Source organism: Amycolatopsis sp. NBC_00345 (assembly GCF_036116635.1).
In the GTDB taxonomy this organism is placed as follows: Bacteria; Actinomycetota; Actinomycetes; order Mycobacteriales; family Pseudonocardiaceae; genus Amycolatopsis.
Window position 1 is genome coordinate 7,338,393 of sequence record NZ_CP107995.1, and the last position, 18,334, is coordinate 7,356,726.

19 protein-coding genes are annotated in these 18,334 nt (G+C 71.8%); 10 read left to right on the top strand and 9 right to left on the bottom strand.

From position 1 onward, the window contains the following. Window positions 1-200: 200 nt before the first annotated feature. Window positions 201-914, bottom strand: coding sequence for a type 1 glutamine amidotransferase (locus OG943_RS33045; RefSeq protein WP_328604838.1), 714 nt, complete (start codon window positions 912-914; stop codon window positions 201-203). Then, entirely contained in the window at window positions 907-2,106 is a 1,200-nt protein-coding gene (locus tag OG943_RS33050) for a MurT ligase domain-containing protein (RefSeq protein WP_328604839.1), read from the bottom strand. Before OG943_RS33050 ends, OG943_RS33045 begins: the two co-directional genes overlap by 8 nt. A gap of 279 nt (window positions 2,107-2,385) precedes the next feature. Here OG943_RS33050 and OG943_RS33055 point away from each other — a divergent pair, with 279 nt between their 5' ends. Together OG943_RS33055 and OG943_RS33060 are read left to right on the top strand one after the other, a co-directional pair. Next, window positions 2,386-3,162 (top strand): IclR family transcriptional regulator, encoded by a 777-nt coding sequence (locus OG943_RS33055; protein WP_328604840.1) that lies wholly within the window; start codon window positions 2,386-2,388, stop codon window positions 3,160-3,162. Between the two features lie 37 nt (window positions 3,163-3,199). Then, complete coding sequence (locus tag OG943_RS33060; protein WP_328604841.1) at window positions 3,200-4,879, top strand: L-lactate permease; 1,680 nt, start codon at window positions 3,200-3,202, stop codon at window positions 4,877-4,879. Here OG943_RS33060 and OG943_RS33065 read toward each other — a convergent pair. The 4 genes from OG943_RS33065 to OG943_RS33080 all read right to left on the bottom strand — a co-directional run bounded on the left by OG943_RS33065 (window position 4,866) and on the right by OG943_RS33080 (window position 7,558). Continuing rightward, the gene (locus OG943_RS33065; protein WP_328604842.1) at window positions 4,866-5,450 is read right to left on the bottom strand and encodes a dienelactone hydrolase family protein; all 585 of its coding nucleotides are present in this window, start codon (window positions 5,448-5,450) and stop codon (window positions 4,866-4,868) included. The genes OG943_RS33060 and OG943_RS33065 overlap by 14 nt on opposite strands. Window positions 5,451-5,465: 15 nt before the next feature. Then, window positions 5,466-6,644: an RNA polymerase sigma factor gene (locus OG943_RS33070; protein ID WP_442874822.1), complete on the bottom strand. Its 1,179-nt coding sequence runs from the start codon at window positions 6,642-6,644 to the stop codon at window positions 5,466-5,468. A 135-nt stretch (window positions 6,645-6,779) separates the two neighbouring features. Further along, window positions 6,780-7,133 carry a YciI family protein gene (locus OG943_RS33075; RefSeq protein ID WP_328604844.1) on the bottom strand — a complete coding sequence of 118 codons (354 nt, stop codon included), beginning with the start codon at window positions 7,131-7,133 and terminating at the stop codon, window positions 6,780-6,782. Further along, window positions 7,133-7,558, bottom strand: a complete 426-nt coding sequence (locus OG943_RS33080) for a YciI family protein (RefSeq protein WP_328604845.1) — start codon at window positions 7,556-7,558, stop codon at window positions 7,133-7,135. The genes OG943_RS33075 and OG943_RS33080 overlap by 1 nt, the downstream gene beginning before the upstream one ends. A gap of 133 nt (window positions 7,559-7,691) precedes the next feature. On the opposite strand from OG943_RS33080, the gene OG943_RS33085 reads away from it, so the two are divergent. The 4 genes from OG943_RS33085 (at window position 7,692) to OG943_RS33100 (ending at window position 11,652) form a co-directional block, all read left to right on the top strand. Next, the gene (locus tag OG943_RS33085; RefSeq protein WP_328604846.1) at window positions 7,692-8,693 is read left to right on the top strand and encodes a small ribosomal subunit Rsm22 family protein; all 1,002 of its coding nucleotides are present in this window, start codon (window positions 7,692-7,694) and stop codon (window positions 8,691-8,693) included. Between the two features lie 231 nt (window positions 8,694-8,924). Continuing rightward, complete coding sequence (locus tag OG943_RS33090; RefSeq protein WP_328604847.1) at window positions 8,925-9,713, top strand: maleylpyruvate isomerase family mycothiol-dependent enzyme; 789 nt, start codon at window positions 8,925-8,927, stop codon at window positions 9,711-9,713. Window positions 9,714-9,809: 96 nt separating this feature from the next. Then, window positions 9,810-10,979 (top strand): sensor histidine kinase, encoded by a 1,170-nt coding sequence (locus tag OG943_RS33095; RefSeq protein ID WP_328604848.1) that lies wholly within the window; start codon window positions 9,810-9,812, stop codon window positions 10,977-10,979. 22 nt (window positions 10,980-11,001) lie between these two features. Next, window positions 11,002-11,652: a response regulator transcription factor gene (locus OG943_RS33100; protein WP_328604849.1), complete on the top strand. Its 651-nt coding sequence runs from the start codon at window positions 11,002-11,004 to the stop codon at window positions 11,650-11,652. Here the strand turns inward: OG943_RS33100 and OG943_RS33105 are convergent. After that, window positions 11,590-12,135 (bottom strand): RDD family protein, encoded by a 546-nt coding sequence (locus OG943_RS33105; protein ID WP_328604850.1) that lies wholly within the window; start codon window positions 12,133-12,135, stop codon window positions 11,590-11,592. The two genes, OG943_RS33100 and OG943_RS33105, sit on opposite strands and share 63 nt — an antisense overlap. A gap of 154 nt (window positions 12,136-12,289) precedes the next feature. Here OG943_RS33105 and OG943_RS33110 point away from each other — a divergent pair, with 154 nt between their 5' ends. Both OG943_RS33110 and OG943_RS33115 read left to right on the top strand, forming a co-directional pair. Continuing rightward, entirely contained in the window at window positions 12,290-13,981 is a 1,692-nt protein-coding gene (locus OG943_RS33110; protein ID WP_328604851.1) for an alpha/beta fold hydrolase, read from the top strand. A gap of 79 nt (window positions 13,982-14,060) precedes the next feature. After that, on the top strand, window positions 14,061-14,651 hold the full coding sequence (locus tag OG943_RS33115; protein ID WP_328604852.1) for a hypothetical protein: 591 nt from the start codon (window positions 14,061-14,063) through the stop codon (window positions 14,649-14,651). A gap of 6 nt (window positions 14,652-14,657) precedes the next feature. On the opposite strand, the gene OG943_RS33120 is transcribed toward OG943_RS33115, so the two are convergent. Continuing rightward, window positions 14,658-15,929, bottom strand: a complete 1,272-nt coding sequence (locus tag OG943_RS33120; protein ID WP_328604853.1) for a cytochrome P450 — start codon at window positions 15,927-15,929, stop codon at window positions 14,658-14,660. Between the two features lie 47 nt (window positions 15,930-15,976). Here OG943_RS33120 and OG943_RS33125 point away from each other — a divergent pair, with 47 nt between their 5' ends. Beyond that, window positions 15,977-16,714: an alpha/beta fold hydrolase gene (locus OG943_RS33125; protein WP_328604854.1), complete on the top strand. Its 738-nt coding sequence runs from the start codon at window positions 15,977-15,979 to the stop codon at window positions 16,712-16,714. 13 nt (window positions 16,715-16,727) lie between these two features. Further along, on the top strand, window positions 16,728-17,561 hold the full coding sequence (locus tag OG943_RS33130; RefSeq protein WP_442874601.1) for an acyl-CoA thioesterase: 834 nt from the start codon (window positions 16,728-16,730) through the stop codon (window positions 17,559-17,561). Between the two features lie 28 nt (window positions 17,562-17,589). Here OG943_RS33130 and OG943_RS33135 read toward each other — a convergent pair whose 3' ends face one another. Continuing rightward, window positions 17,590-18,150 (bottom strand): hypothetical protein, encoded by a 561-nt coding sequence (locus tag OG943_RS33135; RefSeq protein ID WP_328604856.1) that lies wholly within the window; start codon window positions 18,148-18,150, stop codon window positions 17,590-17,592. Between the last annotated feature and the right edge of the window lie 184 nt (window positions 18,151-18,334).

An 18,334-nucleotide genomic window follows, 5' to 3' on the forward strand; every position in this document is an offset into this window, starting at 1 on the left:
GCCGTCGACGGCAGCCGCACAGGTTCTGCTGGCAGTCGCACTGGCATCGTTGTCAGTCGCGCCAAAGCCAAAGCCAAAGCCGCCGCCGCTGCCGACATCGCTGACAGACAGCCCTAAGACCGCCATCGCCGTCACTGCCGACAAGCCCACAGGAGCCGTCGCTGCCGACAGCGCCAAGGCCGCCGTCGTCGACTGCGCCGTCATCGGATTCGGCGGGGCAAAGCGGCCAGGCGCTCCGACCGAAGGAGGTCGACCTCCGACACGTCCAAGCGCGGCAGGTCCTTGCCAAGGACCCAGGAAAGCAGGAGATCCGCCAGCGCCGGGTTTCGGGCCAAAGCTGGGCCGTGGAGATAAGTGCCCACGACGTGGCCGGTGACCGCGCCCTCCGTGCCGTCGCCGTTGCCTGTGCCGCGCACGACCCGGCCCAGCGGAACGCTGCCCTCGCCCAGGGTGCTGGCGCCCTGGTGGTTCTCGAAACCGGTCAGGGGCGCGTCGACCAGTTCGCCGACCGCCGCGAGTTCGGCGACGGCGCGGCGGGGGGCCGGGGCCGTGACGACGTCCAGGAGGCCCACGCCGGGGTGGTCGGCGCCGTCGAAGCCGCGGAAGCTGGTGCCCAGGATCTGCAGGCCGGCGCACACGCCGAAGACCGTCGCCCCCGCCTCCGCGGCGCGCGTCAGGCCGGGCGAGGCCAGCAGGCGGCGCGCGGCCAGCACCTGCGCCGTGTCCTCCCCGCCGCCGAGCAGATAGACGTCCAATGTGGACGGAACGGCACTGCCCAGCGCCACGGGCACGACCTCCGCCTCGTGGCCGCGCCACTGCAATCGCTTGCACAGCACCTGAGCGTTACCGGAATCCCCATAGGTGCCAAGGACCTCGGGCAGCAGCAGTCCGATCCGGACGGTCGACTCAGCCACTCGGGAGCCGGTCCACCAGGTCGCGGAAAGCGGTGTAGTTCGCGACGATCTCGACGCCGCCGGGCGGCAGGGAATCGATGGCGCGCACCGGGTCCGCCGCGGTCCAGTGCGCCACCTCCGCGTAACACAGCCGCACGGCGAGGTCCGCCGAGCGCTCGCCGGCCACCACGACCTGACGGCCGCGCAACCGCTCGAAATGCACGTCCCACAGCCAGGACAGGTCCCGCCCGTCGGCCTCCTGCGCGTTGACCGCGACGACGACCGGGGTGTCCTCGTCCAGCACCCGCAGCGTCTCCGCCCAGCCGGCCGGGTTCTTGGCCAGCATGAGCCGCACCGAATGGCGCGTACGGCGCACGGTCCGGTACCGGCCGCCGATGTCGGTGATCGTGCGCAGCCGCGCCGCGGCCGTGTGCGGCGGGACGCCCACGCAGTGCGCGGCCGCCAGCGCGAGCGCCGCGTTGGCCCGGTTCGCCTCGCCGGGCAGCCGCAGGTCCAGGTCGACGTCCCGGCCGCCGGGCGTCGTCACCAGCTCGCCCTCCAGCACCCACGACGGCTGCGGGCGCGCGAAACCGCACTCGCAGTTCCAGGTCGCCGCGGCGTGCGTCACCGCGCTGCCACAGCGCGGGCACGTCGTCGCGTCGCCGGACCAGCGGCGGCCGGTGCCCACCCACACCGGGCGCGCGGCGGCCGCCGCGGCCGACGTCACGAGCACGTCGTCACAGTTCGCGACGACCGCCGTCCGCGGCAGCAACGCGATCGCCGCCCGCAGATCACGTTCGATGCCACGGACTTCGCCGACGCGGTCGAGCTGGTCACGGCTCAGGTTCAGCAGCACGAGCACCGCGGGCCGCACCTGCGCGGCCACCCACGGCACGTACGCCTCGTCGACCTCCAGCACCGCATAAGGCGCGTCCGGCCGCGCGGCCAGCGCCGCGACCACGCCGTCCGGCATGTTCGCGCCGTCGCTGTTCGACGCGACGTCGGCGAGCGCTTCGAGCGCACGGGTGATCATCAACGCCGTGGTCGTCTTGCCGTTGGTGCCGGTGACGAGCACGACGGTGCGTTCACGGCCGAGCCGGTGCAGCACGTCCGGATCGAGCTTCAACGTCACTCGCCCACCGATCACACCACCCTGGCCGAGGCCGGTGGCGCGGGAGAGCCGTGCGGTCAGCCGCCCGGTGGCGACGGACATGCGGGTACGCAAGTGGGTGGAGGGCATCAGAGCCCGACAATGACCCGCGGGCGTTGTGATTTCCCTGAGAGCGTGACTCCAGTCTCAGCGCCGAGAGTCTACTCAGGGTTTGTTAGTTGTCCTAACGATCGGAGGTTGAACCATTCAGGGCAACTCTCGTCGCAGCGCAAGAGAGGAATGTGAAAGATCTTCCGCCCATACATCGGAGGTGTTAACGTCCAACCCCGCTTAGCGGAAACACGTACCGCTGAACGGGAAAACGACCTGGTGGAGGCCGACGTGGACACGGAACGCGGGCTGGAGCAGAGCGGCACCCTGGAGCGCGGGCTCGCGGTGCTCGAGCACGTCGGGCAGCACCAGGAGATTTCCACCAACGCGATCGCACGGCAACTGGGTCTTTCCCGCAGCGCCGCGTACCGCATCGTCGGGACCCTGAAGAAGCTCGAATACCTCGAGGCCGACAGCGTCACCGGGCGCGTGCGGCTCGGCACCCGGCTGGTCGAGCTGGGCGCCCGCGCGATGGCCGCGACGGACCTGCACCGCTGCGCGCCCCGGTACCTCGCGTCGCTGGCCGAGCGCTCCGGTGAGACGACCTACCTCGCGGTGCCGGACAACGACGCCATGGTCTACGTGGCCACGGAACGCAGCGCCAGCGCCGTCACGCTCGCCTGCCGGCTGGGCACCCGGCGGCCGCAGCACGCGACGTCGCTGGGCAAGGCCTGGCTCGCCGCGCTGCCCGAGCCCGACCGGCTCGAGCGCATCCGCCGGATGAAGCTGGACAGCCTGACGCTCAAGACGATCATCGACCCCGCCCGCCTGCTGGACGACCTCGCGAAGACGAGCCGCCGCGGCTGGGCGATCGACGACGTCGAGAACGAGCCCGACGTCGGCTGCGTCGCCGCCGCCGTGCGCGACCACTCCGGCCGGCCGATCGCCGCCATCAGCGTCGCGGGCCCGGCCCAACGAGTCCTGCGACGCGTCGAGGAACTCGGCGCGACCGTCGCCGGCACAGCCGCGGCGCTGTCGCTACGGCTCGGTTACGTCCGCGGCCGCTAGACACTTTTCGGCGAAGGATCGGCAAAGGAGCTGACCCGTGACCTGGATCCAGGACTACCAACCGGCGGGCGCGCTGTGGTTCTCCGCGCTGCTGGCCGCACTCCCGATCATCGTGCTGCTGGTCTCGCTGGGCGTGGTCAAGCTGTCCGCGCACCTCTCGGCGGCGCTGGCGCTCGTCACCGCGCTGCTGGTCGCGCTGCTGCTGTACCGGATGCCGGCCGGGCTCGCGTTCGACTCGGCGGCCATGGGCGTGCTGTTCGGCGTGTGGTCGGTCGCCTGGATCGCGTTCCACGCCGTGTACTTCCACAACGTCACGGTCACCACCGGCCGGTTCACCCACATCAAGCGGGTGCTCGCGGGCTTCAGCGAGGACCGGCGGCTGCAGGCGCTGCTGATCGCGTTCAGCTTCGGCGCGCTGCTGGAAGGCGTCGCGGGCGGCGGCTCGCCGATCGCGATCACGGCCGCGATGATGGCCGCGCTCGGCTTCCCGCCGGTGAAGGCCGTGGTGCTGGCGCTGCTCGCGAACACCGCGCCGGTGGCGTTCGGCGGGCTCGGCAACCCGCTGATCGTGCTCGGCCGGATCACCGCGCCGATCATGCACCTCAAGCCGGAGGAGGCGACCGCGGCGTTCTCGTCGATGGTCGGGCGCCAGGTGCCGTTCCTGGCCGTGATCATCCCCGCGTTCCTCGTCCTGGTGCTGGCCGGCTGGAAGAAGATGCTGGAAGTCTGGCCCGCCGTCGTGACGGCCGGGCTCGCGTTCGCGCTGATGCAGTTCGTGGCGTCGAACTACATCAGCGCCAGCCTCGTGGACGTGCTCGCCGCGCTCACCGCGCTGGCCGCGCTGTGGGTCCTCACGCGGTTCTGGCAGCCGAAAACCGTGTGGCGCTTCGACGGCGAGGAACCGGTGAAGGCGACCGGCGAAGCGGAAAAGTCCGAACGCGGCGCGCTCTACGCGTGGACGCCGTACATCATCCTGATCGTGGCGATCTTCGCCTCGCGCGTCGGCACGATCTTCACGCACCTGCCGGCCTGGCTGGACCTGACGAAGCTGCTGCACCGCGCCGACTGGGTGTTCGCCTGGCCGGGCCTGCACAACCACGTGATCCAGCACGCGCCGATCACGCCCAAGGACACGCCGTACGCGGCGACGTTCACCGTCGACTTCCTGTTCTCACCCGGCACCGTGGCCCTGATCGCGGCGGTGATCGCCGGATTCGTGCTGGGCGCGAAGCCGAAGCAGCTCCTCAGCGCGTATCGCGCCACGCTGTACCAGATGCGCTGGGCCCTGGCGACGATCTTCATGATCCTGGCGATCGCGTTCGTGATGAACTACTCCGGCGCGACGCAGACGCTCGGCCTCGCGCTCGCCACCACCGGCGCCGTCTTCCCGCTGTTCTCCGCTTACATCGGCTGGCTCGGCGTGTTCCTCACCGGTTCGGACGCCTCGACCAACAGCCTGTTCGGCCCCATGCAGGTGATCTCCGCGCAGCAGCTGCACCTGAACCCGGTGCTGGCCGGCGCGACGAACACCTCCGGCGGGGTGATGGGGAAGATGATCTCGCCGCAGAACCTGTCCATCGGCGCGACCGCGATCGGGCAGAGCGGCAAGGAGGGATCCCTGCTGCGGCAGACGTTCCTGTGGTCGATCGCGCTCACCGCCGTGGTCGGCGTGATCTCGCTGCTGCAGGCGACCGTGCTGGAGTTCATGATCCCCTGACGCGGTCCAGGAAGGCCAGCACACGCTCGGTGAGCAGCGCGGCCGCGGACCCGTCGTAGTCGGGCAGGCTCCGGTCGGCGAACAGGTGCCGGTCGCCGGGGTAGAGGAAAAGCTCGGCGTCCGCGACGTCCGCCAGGAGCTCGCGAGCCGCGTCGAGGTCACCGCCCTCGACGAAAAGCGCGTCCGCGTCCATGCCGTGGACCTGCACCGGCACGCTCGACGGCCAGGGCCCGCCGAACTCCGCGGCCGGGACGCACGCGTGGAACAGCAGCGCGCCCACCGCGCCGGGACGGGTCTGGGCCAGCATTTGCGCGGGCATCGCGCCGAGCGAGAACCCGGCGTAGACCAGCTCGCCCGGCAGGTCCGAGACGGCCTGCTTCCCGCGTTCGCGGAACGTCCCGAACCCGATCTCCTTCGCGTAGGCCAGTCCTTCGTCGAACGTCTCGAAGACGTGGCCGTCGTAGAGGTCCGGGGCGTGCACGGTGTGACCGGCCTTTTCCAGCGCCTCGGCGAACTCGCGGACGCCGGGCGTCAGCCCGTGCAGGTGGTGGAACAGAGCGACTTCGGCCATCATTTCTCCCAGTTTTCAGCAGGACGCCGCGCGGTCCAGCAGCAGAGTGCGTTCCCGCGCGTTGCCGGTGAGCCCGGCGGCACGTTCGAATTCAGCCTTGGCCTCGGCGGGGCGGCCCAGCTTCACCAGCAAGTCGCCACGCACGCTGGGCAGCAGATGGTAGGCCTTCAACGCCGGCTCGTCGAGCAGCCGGTCGACGAGGTCGAGCCCGGCGGCGGGCCCGGATGCCATCGACACGGCGACGGCCCGGTTCAGCTCGACCACCGGCGACGGCGTGATCTGGGCCAGACCTGCATACAGCGCGGCGATCCGGGCCCAGTCCGTCTCGTCCGGAGTCCGGGCGCGCGCGTGGCAGGCGGCGATCGCGGCCTGCGCCGAGTACGGGCCGTACGAGCCGCCGGCCAGCTCTTCCGAGCGAGCCAGCGCCGCGAGGCCGCGGCGGATGAGCAGCTGGTCCCAGCGCCCGCGGTCCTGCTCCATCAGCAGCACCGGCTCGCCGTTCGGCCCGGTGCGCGCGGCCGAGCGCGACGCCTGGATCTCCAGCAGCGCGACCAGCCCGTGCACCTCCGGCTCGGCCGGCATCAGCCCGGCGAGCACCCGGCCGAGGCGCAGCGCGTCCTCGCACAGCGCCGGGCGCATCCAGTCGTCGCCGCGAGTGGCGGAGTAGCCCTCGTTGAAAACCAGGTAGATCACTTCCAGCACCGACGAAAGCCGCGCGACGCGCTCTTCGCCCACCGGCACCTCGAACGGGACCTTCGCGTCCGCCAACGACTTCTTCGCGCGCACGATCCGCTGCGCGATCGTCGACTCCTTCACCAGGAACGCGCGCGCGATCTCGTCCGTGGTCAGCCCGCCGAGCATCCGGAGGGTGAGGGCCACGCGCGCCGGCGTGGACAGCACGGGGTGGCAGGCCGTGAACACCAGGCGCAGCAGGTCGTCCTCGATGTGCTCCTCGTCGAGCACCGCGTCGAAGTCCGGCAGCACGCCTTCGCCGACGCGCTGTTCGCGGCCCAGCTCGTCGAGCTTGCGGCCGAGATTCTCGTTGCGCCGGAAGTGGTCGATCGCGCGCCGTTTCGCCGTGGTCGTCAGCCACGCGCCGGGGTTGCGCGGCACGCCGGTCTCCGGCCACTGCTCCAGCGCGGCGACCAGCGCGTCCTGCGCCAGCTCCTCGGCGAGCCCGACGTCACGCACCATCCGCGCGAGCCCCGCGATGACGCGCGCGGACTCGATCCGCCACACCGCCTCGACGGCGCCGCGCGTCCCCTGCGTTTCCACGGGCCCATCACACAGGGCGGCCCGCCCGAGGGCAACCCTCGGGCGGGCGCGCCGTCACCCGATCTCGGCGAGCGGGCGGATCTCCACGGTCCCCGGCTGCCGGTCGGGATTCGGGGCGCGTTTCATCAGCTCGACGATCTCCTCGAGCGACTCCCCCTGGAGGATCCAGAGACCGGCGACCAGCTCCTTCGTCTCCGCGAACGGCCCGTCGACCACCTCGGCCTCACCCTCGCCGGAGAACCAGAGCCGCGCGCCCTGCGAACTCGGCGTCAGGCCCTCGGCCTGCAGGAGGTGGCCCGACGCGGCCAGCTCGTCGTTGAACTTGCCCATCTCCGTGATCAGCTCCGCACTCGGGAGCTGGCCGGCTTCGCTCTGCTCGTTGGCCTTCACCATCACCATGAACCGCATCAGTTCTGCGCACTCTCCGCCCGCAGCTTCTCCTCGGCCTCACGCAGCTCGGGGGTCATGTTGTCGCCGAAGTCCTCGGCTTCGGCGATGCGCCGGATCTCGATCTCGTGGTGGGCGCCGTCGGTGTTCGGCACGCGCTTGACCCACTCGATGACCTCCTCCTTCGAGCGCACCTGCAGGATCCAGAAGCCGGCGATCAGCTCCTTGGTCTCCGCGAACGGCCCGTCGACCACCTTGGGCTCGGCCGTGCCCCCGAACTTGACGCGCGCGCCCTCGGCGCTGGACGTGAGCCCCTCGCCGGCCAGCATGACGCCGGCGCGGACCAGCTCCTCGTTGAACTTGCCCATCTCCGTGAGCAGCTCGGTGCTCGGGATCTGGCCGGCTTCGCTCTCTTCACTGGCCTTCATGATCACCATGAACCGCATTGGAAGATCCTCTCTCTCGGCTTGCTTTCAAGTACGCGTCGATCGGCGGGCCCCCGGATCGACAACGCGGCCGAACTTTTTTCCCGAAGCCGAAACTAGCAGGTCAGACGGCTGCACGAGGGGCGGAACGGGCGTGGGAGAATTCCCGCTCGTGGCGCTACTCCCCGACGACCTCCGCTCGTCCCTCGACGGCGAACTGGGCCGGTTCCCCGAATCACGGCTCGCTCAGGCGGTCGACAAACTCAGCACGCGCTACCGGCAGGGCGACGCCGCGACGTCGCCGATCCTGTCCTCAGAGATCGACGTCGCCGCGTACGCCGGCTATCGCATGCCGGCCACGTACGCGGCTGTCGCCGCAGCGTTCGGCGAAGCAGCGGCCGCCGCTCCGGGCTTCGCGCCGCGGACGCAGGTCGACATCGGCGGCGGCACGGGCGCGGCGGTGTGGGCGGCGGCCCAGGTGTGGCCGTCGCTGGAGAAGTGCACGGTGATCGAACAGGTCGCCGGGGCGCTCACGCTGGGCCGGAAGCTCGCGTCGACGGCCGTCTCGCCCACCGTCCGGGGCACGACCTGGGTACGGGGGCTCGTGGACACGGCCGCTGCTGCGCCTTCGGCTGACCTGGTGACGATGTCGTACGTGCTGGGCGAGCTGCCCGAACCCGGCCGCGACGACGTCGTCCGCTGGCTCGCCGCGAAGGCCGGCACCGTGGCGCTGATCGAGCCGGGCACCCCCGCGGGCTTCGCGCGGATCCGCGCGGCGCGGGATGTGCTGCGCGGCATGGACCGTCACGTCGTGGCGCCGTGCCCGCACGACGGCGAGTGCCCGATCCGCCCAGGCGAGGACTGGTGCCACTTCGCCGCGCGGCTGCCGCGTTCCGGCATTCACCGGCGGATCAAGGCGGGCACGCTGGGCTTCGAGGACGAGAAGTTCTCGTACGTCGTCGCGTCGGCCGAGCCGGCGGACCGCCCGGACGCGCGGATCCTGCGGCACCCGCGCAAGCACAAGGGCTGGGTGCAGCTCGACCTGTGCACAGTGGACGGCCTCACCCCCGGCGTCACGGTGTCCAAACGGCACGGCCCCCGCTACCGCGCCGCCCGCGACGCCGAGTGGGGCGATGCTTTGAGCGTGGAGGAGTAGGGCGGTGAGCGGGCCGCACTCCCCCGCCCTCCTCGGGGGGCGTCCCATGCCCAGTCTACCGGCGGGGCCCGACGGGACCGGCGAAAAGCGGGCCCGGAGCCCAAGCTGTCCACAACGGAGGACGGCTGTGGACAACACCGGCTGAAACGCGCGCCGCGACCCGTGTCCGGATGACCGCGGCGGCTCCGACCACCCCGTGAATCACCGGATCACGGAGAGGACACCGCAGTGATGGACTTCCAGAGCCAGTGCGCCGCCATCGTCGCCCAGACCGAGTTGCTGCAGGCCACCGTCGACGGGGCGGACCCGGCCACACCGATCGCCGCGTGCCCGGACTGGACGCTGGGGCAGCTGCTCAACCACGTCGGCGCCGGCCACCGCTGGGCGGAGGAGACCGTCCGCACCCGCGCGGACCAGATGCTCCCCGACCAGGAATTGCGGCACCCCGCCTCGACCCCGCGGCAGGCCTCCTGGCTGCCCGACGGCGCCCGCGAGCTGGCCGACGCTCTGCGCACAGCCGGGCCCGAAGCCCGCCTGGTCACCCCGGTCCCCGCGGGACCGCCCCGCGCCGCCTTCTACGCCCGGCGCTTCATGAACGAGACGGCGCTGCACCGCGCGGACGCCACCCTGGCCGTCGGCGCCGAGTTCACCCTCGACCACGACGTCGCGGTGGACGCCATGGAGGAATGGCTGGAACTCGGCTCGCTGCCCGTCATGCTCGACTACTTCCCCGAGCGCCGCGCCCTGCTCGGCGAGGGCCGCACCGTCCACCTGTCACCGGCCGACTCACCAACCGGCTCAACGGCCGACGACGGCAAGAGCGAGGGCTGGACCATCGACCTCACCGGCGACCTCCTCGCCTGGCACCACGGCACCCCCACCAAACCCACCGTCACCATCGAAGCCCCCGTCACGGACCTCCTCCTGGTCATCTACGGCCGCCAGCCCGCCAAAACCGCGAAGCTCACCGGCGACACCGGCTTCCTGGACCACTACCTCTCCCAGGTGAGTTTCGGCTGACCTCGTACCCATGGCCGACCCGGTTTCGGTCCCACGCAGGAGGCAGCCGGGCGGCGGACCGGGCACGATCGACACCATGACCACGCCCGGAACCGCATGATCGGCCCCATCCCCTGGACCGGCCGCCGCGGTCCGCTCTTCGCCGAGTCGATCGCGCTCGGCGTCCTGGTCGTGCTCGACTCCGTCCTGTTCTTCCGCTCCGGGCCGGCGGAGGGCGGCCTGGCCGGGATCGCCATGGTGTTCGTCCCCGGTGTGGCCCCCGTGGTCGCCGTGCTGGCCGTGCTGCGCCGCCGGTTCCCGGAGCAGACCGCGACGGTCGCCACGGCGGTCTCGGCGCTTTCCTTGCTGGGCACGGCGATCACCGCGGTGATCGCCGCGCTCGACCAGCGCCTCCCGCCCCAGCCCAGCGCGGCCGAGGCGCTGGCCATCGCGCTGGTCGTGGGCGCGTCCTGCCACCGGCTCGCGCCGAAACCGGCCTTCGGCCAAGCCGCGCTGGGTGGGGTGGCCACCGTGGCGGCCCCGATCCTCCGTTACGGCGCCGGCTCGCCCGAGGCCCTCTTCGCCGCGGCCGCCGCGCTGGCCTGGGGCGCCGCGCTGGCCGTCGGCCTGATCCTGCGCGACGCCGATGCCCGCGCCCGCGCCGACGTCGTCGAAGTCCGCACCGCCGAGCGCCTCCGCCTCGCCCGCGAGCTGCACGACCTGGTGGCCCACCAGATCACCGGAATCGTCGTGCGCGTCCAGGCCGCCCACCGCGTCACCGACCGCCAGGGTGGCGACACCACGGCGTTCGCCGAGATCGAAACGGCCGGCGCGGAGGCCCTGTCGTCGATGCGCCGGCTCGTCGGCACGCTCCGGACGGATGAGGAGAACCTGTTCACCCCACCGTCCGGACTCGCTTCGGCTGTGGACCGCGCGGTGCCCGACGACGGCAGCGTCCACCTCGACGTGCCCGACGGCCTCGCGGACCTGGCCGCCGCGCCCGAGGTGGTCACGACGGTGCACCGGCTGATCACCGAATCGCTCACGAACGTCCGGCGGCACGCGCCGCGCGCGACCGAAGTACGCGTGAGCGTGAGCCACGACCAGCGCAACGGCCTCACCGTCGAGGTGGTCAACGACGGCGCCGCCCGGCCTGCGCGCCCCGGCGGTTACGGCCTGATCGGCATGACCGAACGGGTCAGCGCCGTCGGCGGTACGGTTCAGGCCGGGCCGGAGGCCGGGCACCGCTGGCGCGTCGCCGCGCGGCTCCCGCTCGGACCCGCGTGACCCCGTCTTCGAGGAGCCCCCAGTGCCGGTTCGCGTCCTGATCGCCGACGACCAGGCGATGGTCCGGACCGGCTTCCGGCTGATCCTGGAGGGCGAGCCGGACATCGAGGTGGTCGGCGAGGCCGCCGACGGCCAGGACGCCGTGCGCCTCGCCCGCGAGCTGCGCCCGGACGTCACGCTGATGGACATCCGCATGCCGGGCATCGACGGGCTGCAGGCCACGAAGCTGCTGGCCGGGCCGGACGTCGTGGACCCGCTGCACGTTGTCATGGTCACCACGTTCGGCTTGGACGAGAACGTGCACGCAGCCCTTCGCGCCGGCGCGTGCGGCTTCCTGCTGAAGGACGCCGGCGCGACGCTGCTCATCGAGGCCGTGCACGCCGCTTCACATGGCGAAGCGCTGGTCTCACCCGCCATCACAACGCGGCTGCTGTCCCACTTCGTCGGCAACGCCCCGCGTCAACGGTCCGAACCGGACAGTCCGCTGACGCAACGCGAAGTGGACGTCGTCAAGGCCGTCGCGCGCGGTCAGACGAACGCCGAGATCTGCGACTCGCTGGTCGTCTCCCTCTCGACGGTCAAGACGCACCTCGCGGCGGCCCAGCGCAAACTAGGGGCGCGTAACCGCACCGAGATGGCCATCTGGGCGTGGGAGAGCGGCCTCGTCCGCTGACTCCGGCCCGGTTTCGGGCACCCGCGCCACTTTCACCACCACGGTCCCGGCGACCAGGTCGCCCAGCCGCTGGCGCCGGGGCGTGAACAGCATCAGCCCGATTCCCGCCAGGCCCCAGGCGAACCCGTCCACCAGCATGAGCACCGTCCGGATCACGAACGCCCGCAACGGGGGCTGCCCGCCCTCCAGCGTGACGACGCGGAGGCGGAGCCAGCGCATCGCCGGCGTCTGCCCTCCGTGGCGGTGCGGCCACCAGATCGCGAAGAACCAGAAGCCGGCGAAGTCCAGCACCATCATCGTGGCGAGGACGACCTTGAGGAAGCCGGCCAGCGCGGGCAGCCCCGCCGGCCGGAACAGCAGCACCACCAGCACCGCGAGCAGCAGCAGGGGGACGGCGACGATCAGCTGGTCCAGCAGGTATTGGACGATCCGCCGGCCCACCACGCCGGGCCCGGGCGCTGATGAAGGCCGGGAAGTGGTCATGGCCCCATCATCACCGCTGCCGCCGCCGGACGCGCGCCGGTCCTCGTACTCAGGGCCGATGAGGCAGCGAAAGTTCGTCCTCCGGGCTGATAGCCCGGCCGCGCGCGCCCACAAGACTCGAACCCGATCCGACCGACGGACGAAAGGAACTCCGGTGCGAATTTCCCGAGCAGGGCTCGTCGCGGTCACCGCGGCGGTCGTGGCGGCCGCGGTGCCCGCCGCGGCGTCCGCGGCCGGTGACCCGCTTGCGCCCTACACCGGCCAGCAGGTCACCTGGGGCAGTTGCGCGTTCAAGCCCGCCAACGGCGCGAAACCCGCGCAATGCGCCCAAATCACCGTCCCGCGGGACTGGGCGAACCCGGCCGCAGGCGTCGACCTCAAGGTGTCGATCAGCCGGGTCGCGGCCACGGGCGAACGCCAGGGCTCGCTGCTGGTGAACCCCGGCGGCCCCGGCGGGCAGGGCACCTCGCTCGCCGGCGCGCTGGCCGGACTGGAGCCGTCGGTCAACGCGCTGTACGACCTCATCGGCATGGACCCGCGCGGCACCGGCCAGGAAGGCAGCGCCGACAAGGGTTTCCAGTGCAACGTGCCCAACGGGCGGCTGCCGCAGACCCCCTTGGACGCGCGTGACCGCTCGGCGCAGAGCATCGCGCTGCACCAGCAGACACCGCGCGCCATCGCCGACGCCTGCCAGAGCGACGCGCTCGCGCCGTACATCACCACCTGGCAGACCACGCACGACATGGACCTGATCCGCACACTGCTGGGCGACAAGCAGCTGAACTACCTCGGCTACTCCTACGGCACCTGGCTGGGCGCGAAGTACGCGTCGCTGTTCCCCGAGCACGCGGGCAAGGTCGTGCTCGACTCCAGCGTCAACTTCCAGGGCCGCCTGCAGGCCGACTTCGAGGCGTTCCCGGTGATCGACCAGCGCCAGTTCGACGACGTCTACCTGCCGTGGCTGTCCCGGCAGTTCCCGACGCAGCTGGGCAAGACCCCGGCCGAGGTCAAGCAGAAGTGGGAGCGGATTCGCGCCTACTACAAGACGAACGGCCTTTCACCGGACAACTTCGACCACCTCTTCGTCGGCAACGGCAGCCGCCTCCAATGGCTGCTCGGCGTGCTGGTGCTGACGAAGGGCGCCGCCGCGCTCGACGGCACCGCGGCCACGCCCCCGGCCACGCTGGCGGACCAGCTGGACGCGCAGTCGCGGACGACGTTCGGCGTTCCGGCCGCCGAGCTGACGGTCGCGAAGGTCGTTGCCGGCACGCCCGCGCCGGACTACTCGCAGGTGCCCGGCACCCGCTTCGCCGTGGCGTGCGGCGACCAGCCGACGCGCTCGTCGAGCTGGTACAAGCACCTCAGCGACCAGCAGGGCCCGGTGGACCCGCTGTACGGCTGGTCCTACGGCATCACCGAGCCGTGCGGCTACTGGTCCGACGCGCCGCAGCACGAGCTGCCGACGCTGCCGGCCGAGGTCAAGCCGAACGTGCTTGTGGTGCAAGGGGAATTCGACCCGCAGACCGGGTACGAGCAGGCGAAGGCGGGCGCACGCTCGGCCGGTGTCCCGCTGGTCTCGGTGGACAACTCGCCGTTCCACGGCCAGTACGCGCTGAGCGGCAACCCGTGTGTCGACGGCCTGGTGAACACCTTCCTCACCAAGAACTCCCGCCCCGGCAGCACCACCTGCCCCGGCGTCCCGTTGCCCGCCGAGACCCAGGTGTACCCGGTGCCCGGCCCCGTCGACGGCGCGGCGCACGGCTTCGCAACGCAGCTGCAGGACACGCTTTCCACGCTGCGGCAGGATGTTCAGGATGTAGTCAGCAAGCTCAACGAACAGCGTTAACCATCAAAAGACGTCTGTAACGGGGCACGGGTTGTCTCCTCCTGCACTGTACGGATAATCCTTGGGAGGGGAGAACCCGATGCACCACAACAGTTTCCGCAGGAGAGTCGCGACCGGCAGGCTCGGCATCGCCACGCTGCCGACGCTGGCGGGCGGCGTCGAAGAGTTCCGGCTGCCGCTGCCCGGCGACAACCAGCTCGTCGGCTACTCGGTGCCGGGCGCGACGCCGGAGGGCAAGGCCGAGGTGCAGTACCTGCACCACGGCAAGCTCGTCGCCGACACCCTGGTGCCAAGCCAGTTCGGCACCGAAGGCCTGGCACTGACCGGCGGCCTCTGCGACGCCGCGGGCCGCACCTGCGTGGTCGGCTACGACCAGGGCGCGCACAGTTCCGGCGTCACCGGGCTGAGCCTCCAGCCGGGCCAGGGCATCACCGTCGGCACTGCCGTCGGCGGTGACGCGCCGGGCGCGACCCTGCACCGTTACGGCGGCACGGCGGGGGCCGCGCTGCTCGACAGCACCTACGACCCGGACTACGCGACGGGGCCGCATTACTGGCAGACCTACCGCACCGTCGGCGGCCAGCTCGTCAGCACGGGCTGCACCACGCCGTCGACCTCGCCGACCCCGTCGCCGGCGGTCCCCGTCACCGGGGTGTGCCCGACCCTGTAGGTCCGTTCAGTCCCACCGGATCGGGAGGCTCTTCAGGCCGTTCTGGAAGTTCGACCGCAGCCGGACGGGGTCCGCGGCCAGGCGGACCTCGCCCAGCCGGTCGAGCACGGCCGTGAAGAGCGCCCGCATCTGGACACGCGCCAGCTGCGCGCCCAGGCAGAAATGCGGCCCGTGGCCGAAGGTCAGGTGGTCGCCGGGAGCGCGGGTGACGTCGAACGCGTCCGGCTCGGGGAACACGGTCTCGTCGCGGTTCGCCGCGGCGAACCAGACCACCACCTTGTCGCCGGCCTTGATGTCCACATCGGACAGTCTGGTGTCGGCGACCGCGGTACGGCGGAAGTTCATCACCGGCGTCCACCAGCGAAGCATCTCTTCAACGGCGTTCGGCAGCAGCGAACGGTCCTCGCGCAGCGCGCGGTACTGCTCCGGGTTCGAAAGCAGCGCGAACATCCCGCCGGGCAGGCCGTTGCGCAGGGTTTCGTTGCCGGCCACGGAAAACAGCCAGAACAGGTTCTCGAACTCCTCGATCGAGACGCGGCCTCCCTCGTCGTCGACGTGGCGCATCAGGTTGCTCATCACGTCGTCGCCCGGGTGGGCGCGCTTGTGCTCGCCGAGGGCGTTCGCGTACGCGTAGAGGTCCGGCATCCCGGCGCGCGTGCGCGGGTCCGGCATCGCGCCGTCCGGCCCGGGCGACGGCCGCACGGCGAGCGCGGCGCGGGCCAGGTCCGTGACCTCCTCGGGCCGCGCGGTCGCGCTCACCGCGTACTCGGCGTCCTGGTAGCCGATCACGCGGTTGCTCCAGTCGAACATCAGCCGCCGGTCGCGCTCGGGCACGCCGAACACTTCGGCCAGCGTGAGCAGCGGCAGGTCGGCGGCGACGTCCTTGGCGAAGTCGCACTCGCCGCGGTCCGCGACGGCGGCGACCAGCCCGTGCGCCCAGCCCTCGATCCGCTCGGTCAGCCTGCCGATCGCGCGCGGTGTGAACGCCTTCGTCAGCAGCCCGCGCAGGCGGCCGTGGTCCGGCGCGTCCATGTTCAGCATCATCCGGCGCACGTACCGCAGGTCCTCGGCCGTGGCCGGGTCGCGGATCTGTGTGCCGCCGAGCTGCGAGGAGAACGTCTGCGGGTTACGCAGCACGTGCCGGACGTCGGCGTGCCGCAGCACTGCCCAGAAGTCGCCGACCCTCGTCACCGGCGTCTCCCGGCGCAGTCGGGCGAGCAGCTCGTACGGCACGCCCGAGACGTAGGTGTCCGGGTCGGCGATCGCGGCACTCGACACGCCTCGACCCTAGCCGTCGGATGCCGGATTGGGGCAGGATCCGTTTGGTGGACAAGCTGAAGCTCCGGGCCGGCGGATCCGGTGAGCCGCCCGTACTGCTGCTGCACGGCCTCGGCGCGACCGGTGCCGTCTGGGATCGGCTCGGGGAGCTGGTGGAGCGTCGCCTGCTGGTCCCCGACCTGCCGGGCCACGGCGGGTCGGCGCCGTTGCCGGAGTACTCGTTCGAAGCACTGGCGGCCGGCGTCGCCGACGGCTTGGACGAGACCGGTCCCGTGGTCGTCGCCGGGCATTCGCTCGGTGGCGCCGTCGCGCTGGAGCTGGCGAGCGGGCGGTACGGCCTCGACGTCGCCGGGGTGCTCGCGCTCGGGGTGAAGGTCGAGTGGAGCGCCGACGAGCTGGCGAAAGCCGCGTCGATGGCCGCCCGGCCGCCGCGGGTGTTCGAGACCAGGGCGGACGCCGAGGTCGCGTACCTCAAGGTCGCGGGCCTGACCGGCCTTTCGCCCGCCGACCCCGCCGGCGTCACCGAGACCGACAGCGGCTGGCGGCTGTCCCTGGACCCGGCCGCGTTCGGCGTCGGCGCGCCCGATCTGCCCCGGCTGCTGGCCGGCGCCCGCGGCCCGGTCGTGCTCGCCGCGGGCGCGGGCGACCCGATGTCGCGGCCGGAGCAGCTGCGCGCGCTGGCCGCCGACGCCGTCACCCTGCCCGGCCTCGGCCACAACGCCCACGTCGAGGACCCCGCCGCCCTGCTCACGCTGCTGGAACGGCTCTCCCCGAGCGAAGACTGAGCGGGCGCTTAGGATGGGGCGCGTGATCACGGACCCCGCGCACCTCGGCATGGCACAGCTGCTCAAGCTGGAACGACTCGAGGAGAACCTGTTCCGCGGCTCGTGCCACCAGGGCTCGCCGCAGCGGGCGTTCGGCGGCCAGGTCGCGGCGCAGGCACTCACCGCGGCCGGCGCGACGGTGCCCGCCGAGCGCGGCGTCCACTCGCTGCACGGCTACTTCATCCGCGGCGGCCGCACGGACATGCCGATCATCTACGAGGTCGAGCGCACCCGTGACGGCGGCTCGTTCACCACCCGGCGCGTGGTGGCGATCCAGAACGGCGAAAGCATCTTCAGCCTGTCCGCGTCGTTCCAGAAGGCGGCCGAGAGCAGCGAGCACCAGGCGCGCATGCCGGAAGTGCCTGGCCCGGACGAGATCGCCGTGGTCGAGACCGAGGAGTCGCCGATCGTGCTGGCCGCCATCGAGGTCCGCTTCATCTCGGACCCGGCCGAGGGCCTGCCGGACGTCGGCCACGGCCCGCGCCAGCGCATGTGGGTGCGCGCGAAGGACAGCCTGCCGGACACGCCGCTGGCGCACGTCTGCGCGCTCACCTACATCTCCGACATCCGGCTGGCCGGCACGGCCTGGCTCCCGCACCGCGGCGACCCGGGCACGCCGCAGCTGACGTCGCTGGACCACGCGGTGTGGTTCCACCGCCCGTTCCGCGCGGACGAGTGGCTGCTGTTCGACATGGAGAGCCCCACCTACGCGAACACCCGCGGCCTGGCCCACGGCGAGTTCTTCACCACCGACGGCCGGCTCGTCGCGTCCGTGACGCAGGAAGTCCTGCTGCGGCACCGACTCTGAGTCCTCGGTCAGTCCACAGAGGACGGAATCAGTTCCCGAGCCGCACCCGGGGCGCCGGCACCGGCGCGGGCTCCGGCGTCTTGGATGCCGTGCTGCCGAGCACCCGCGAAACCTGCAGCGTCTCGACACCCGCGAGAACCGTGTTGGCCAGCGCCAGCACGAGGTAAGCGGCGGCAGGCAAGGAGAACGTGAACGGCCGGACGCCGGACGCGCCCGCCAGCAGCGAAGCGTGGCAGACAATGAAAACGACCACGGACGCCGCCGAAAGCACGGCCATCACGAAGAGGACCGCCCGCAGGAACCGGGTGCGGCGCCAGCGCAGCCGTCCCGTCTTCACCAGATCGGGCTGGCTGACCATGACCAGACCGCAGACATAGCCGCAGAACCCGCCCGCGGCACCGACGCCGGCGACCAGCGCCGTGGTCGTCTCGTACGCCACCGGCACCCGGTAGGCGGCCAGGATCGCGACAACGCAGACCAGCAGGCCGAGCGGCAGGTGCGGCCAGCCGAGCCAGGGCAGCTTGCGCTCCATGCGGAGGATCGTCGGCAGGTCGACATCTCGGTACGACCCGGAGTCGGGCAGGGGCATCGCGCCGTTCCTGTTCTTCCGGTTCTTCCGGTGACCGGCGCAGCCTAGGCCAGCGGCGGTCGGGCCGCAAAAACCAGCGCCCCGGCAGCGGGCCGGTGAGGGAATACCCGGACGCCGGACGTGGCCGTGGTCACGATCGGCGGGGCGGGCCGGCCGCATGATCGGCGCGGGGCCACCGGGGCCG

Excerpts from the sequence above, each read along its gene's own strand:
- OG943_RS33050 (WP_328604839.1), bottom strand. The coding sequence starts at position 2,106 with ATGTCCGTCGCCACCGGGCGGCTGACCGCACGGCTCTCCCGCGCCACC.
- OG943_RS33065 (WP_328604842.1), bottom strand. The coding sequence starts at position 5,450 with ATGGCCGAAGTCGCTCTGTTCCACCACCTGCACGGGCTGACGCCCGGC.
- OG943_RS33070 (WP_442874822.1), bottom strand. The coding sequence starts at position 6,644 with ATGGTGCGTGACGTCGGGCTCGCCGAGGAGCTGGCGCAGGACGCGCTG.
- OG943_RS33075 (WP_328604844.1), bottom strand. The coding sequence starts at position 7,133 with ATGCGGTTCATGGTGATGGTGAAGGCCAACGAGCAGAGCGAAGCCGGC.
- OG943_RS33080 (WP_328604845.1), bottom strand. The coding sequence starts at position 7,558 with ATGCGGTTCATGGTGATCATGAAGGCCAGTGAAGAGAGCGAAGCCGGC.
- OG943_RS33090 (WP_328604847.1), top strand. The coding sequence starts at position 8,925 with ATGGACTTCCAGAGCCAGTGCGCCGCCATCGTCGCCCAGACCGAGTTG.
- OG943_RS33095 (WP_328604848.1), top strand. The coding sequence starts at position 9,810 with ATGATCGGCCCCATCCCCTGGACCGGCCGCCGCGGTCCGCTCTTCGCC.
- OG943_RS33105 (WP_328604850.1), bottom strand. The coding sequence starts at position 12,135 with ATGACCACTTCCCGGCCTTCATCAGCGCCCGGGCCCGGCGTGGTGGGC.
- OG943_RS33115 (WP_328604852.1), top strand. The coding sequence starts at position 14,061 with ATGCACCACAACAGTTTCCGCAGGAGAGTCGCGACCGGCAGGCTCGGC.
- OG943_RS33130 (WP_442874601.1), top strand. The coding sequence starts at position 16,728 with ATGGGGCGCGTGATCACGGACCCCGCGCACCTCGGCATGGCACAGCTG.
- OG943_RS33135 (WP_328604856.1), bottom strand. The coding sequence starts at position 18,150 with ATGCCCCTGCCCGACTCCGGGTCGTACCGAGATGTCGACCTGCCGACG.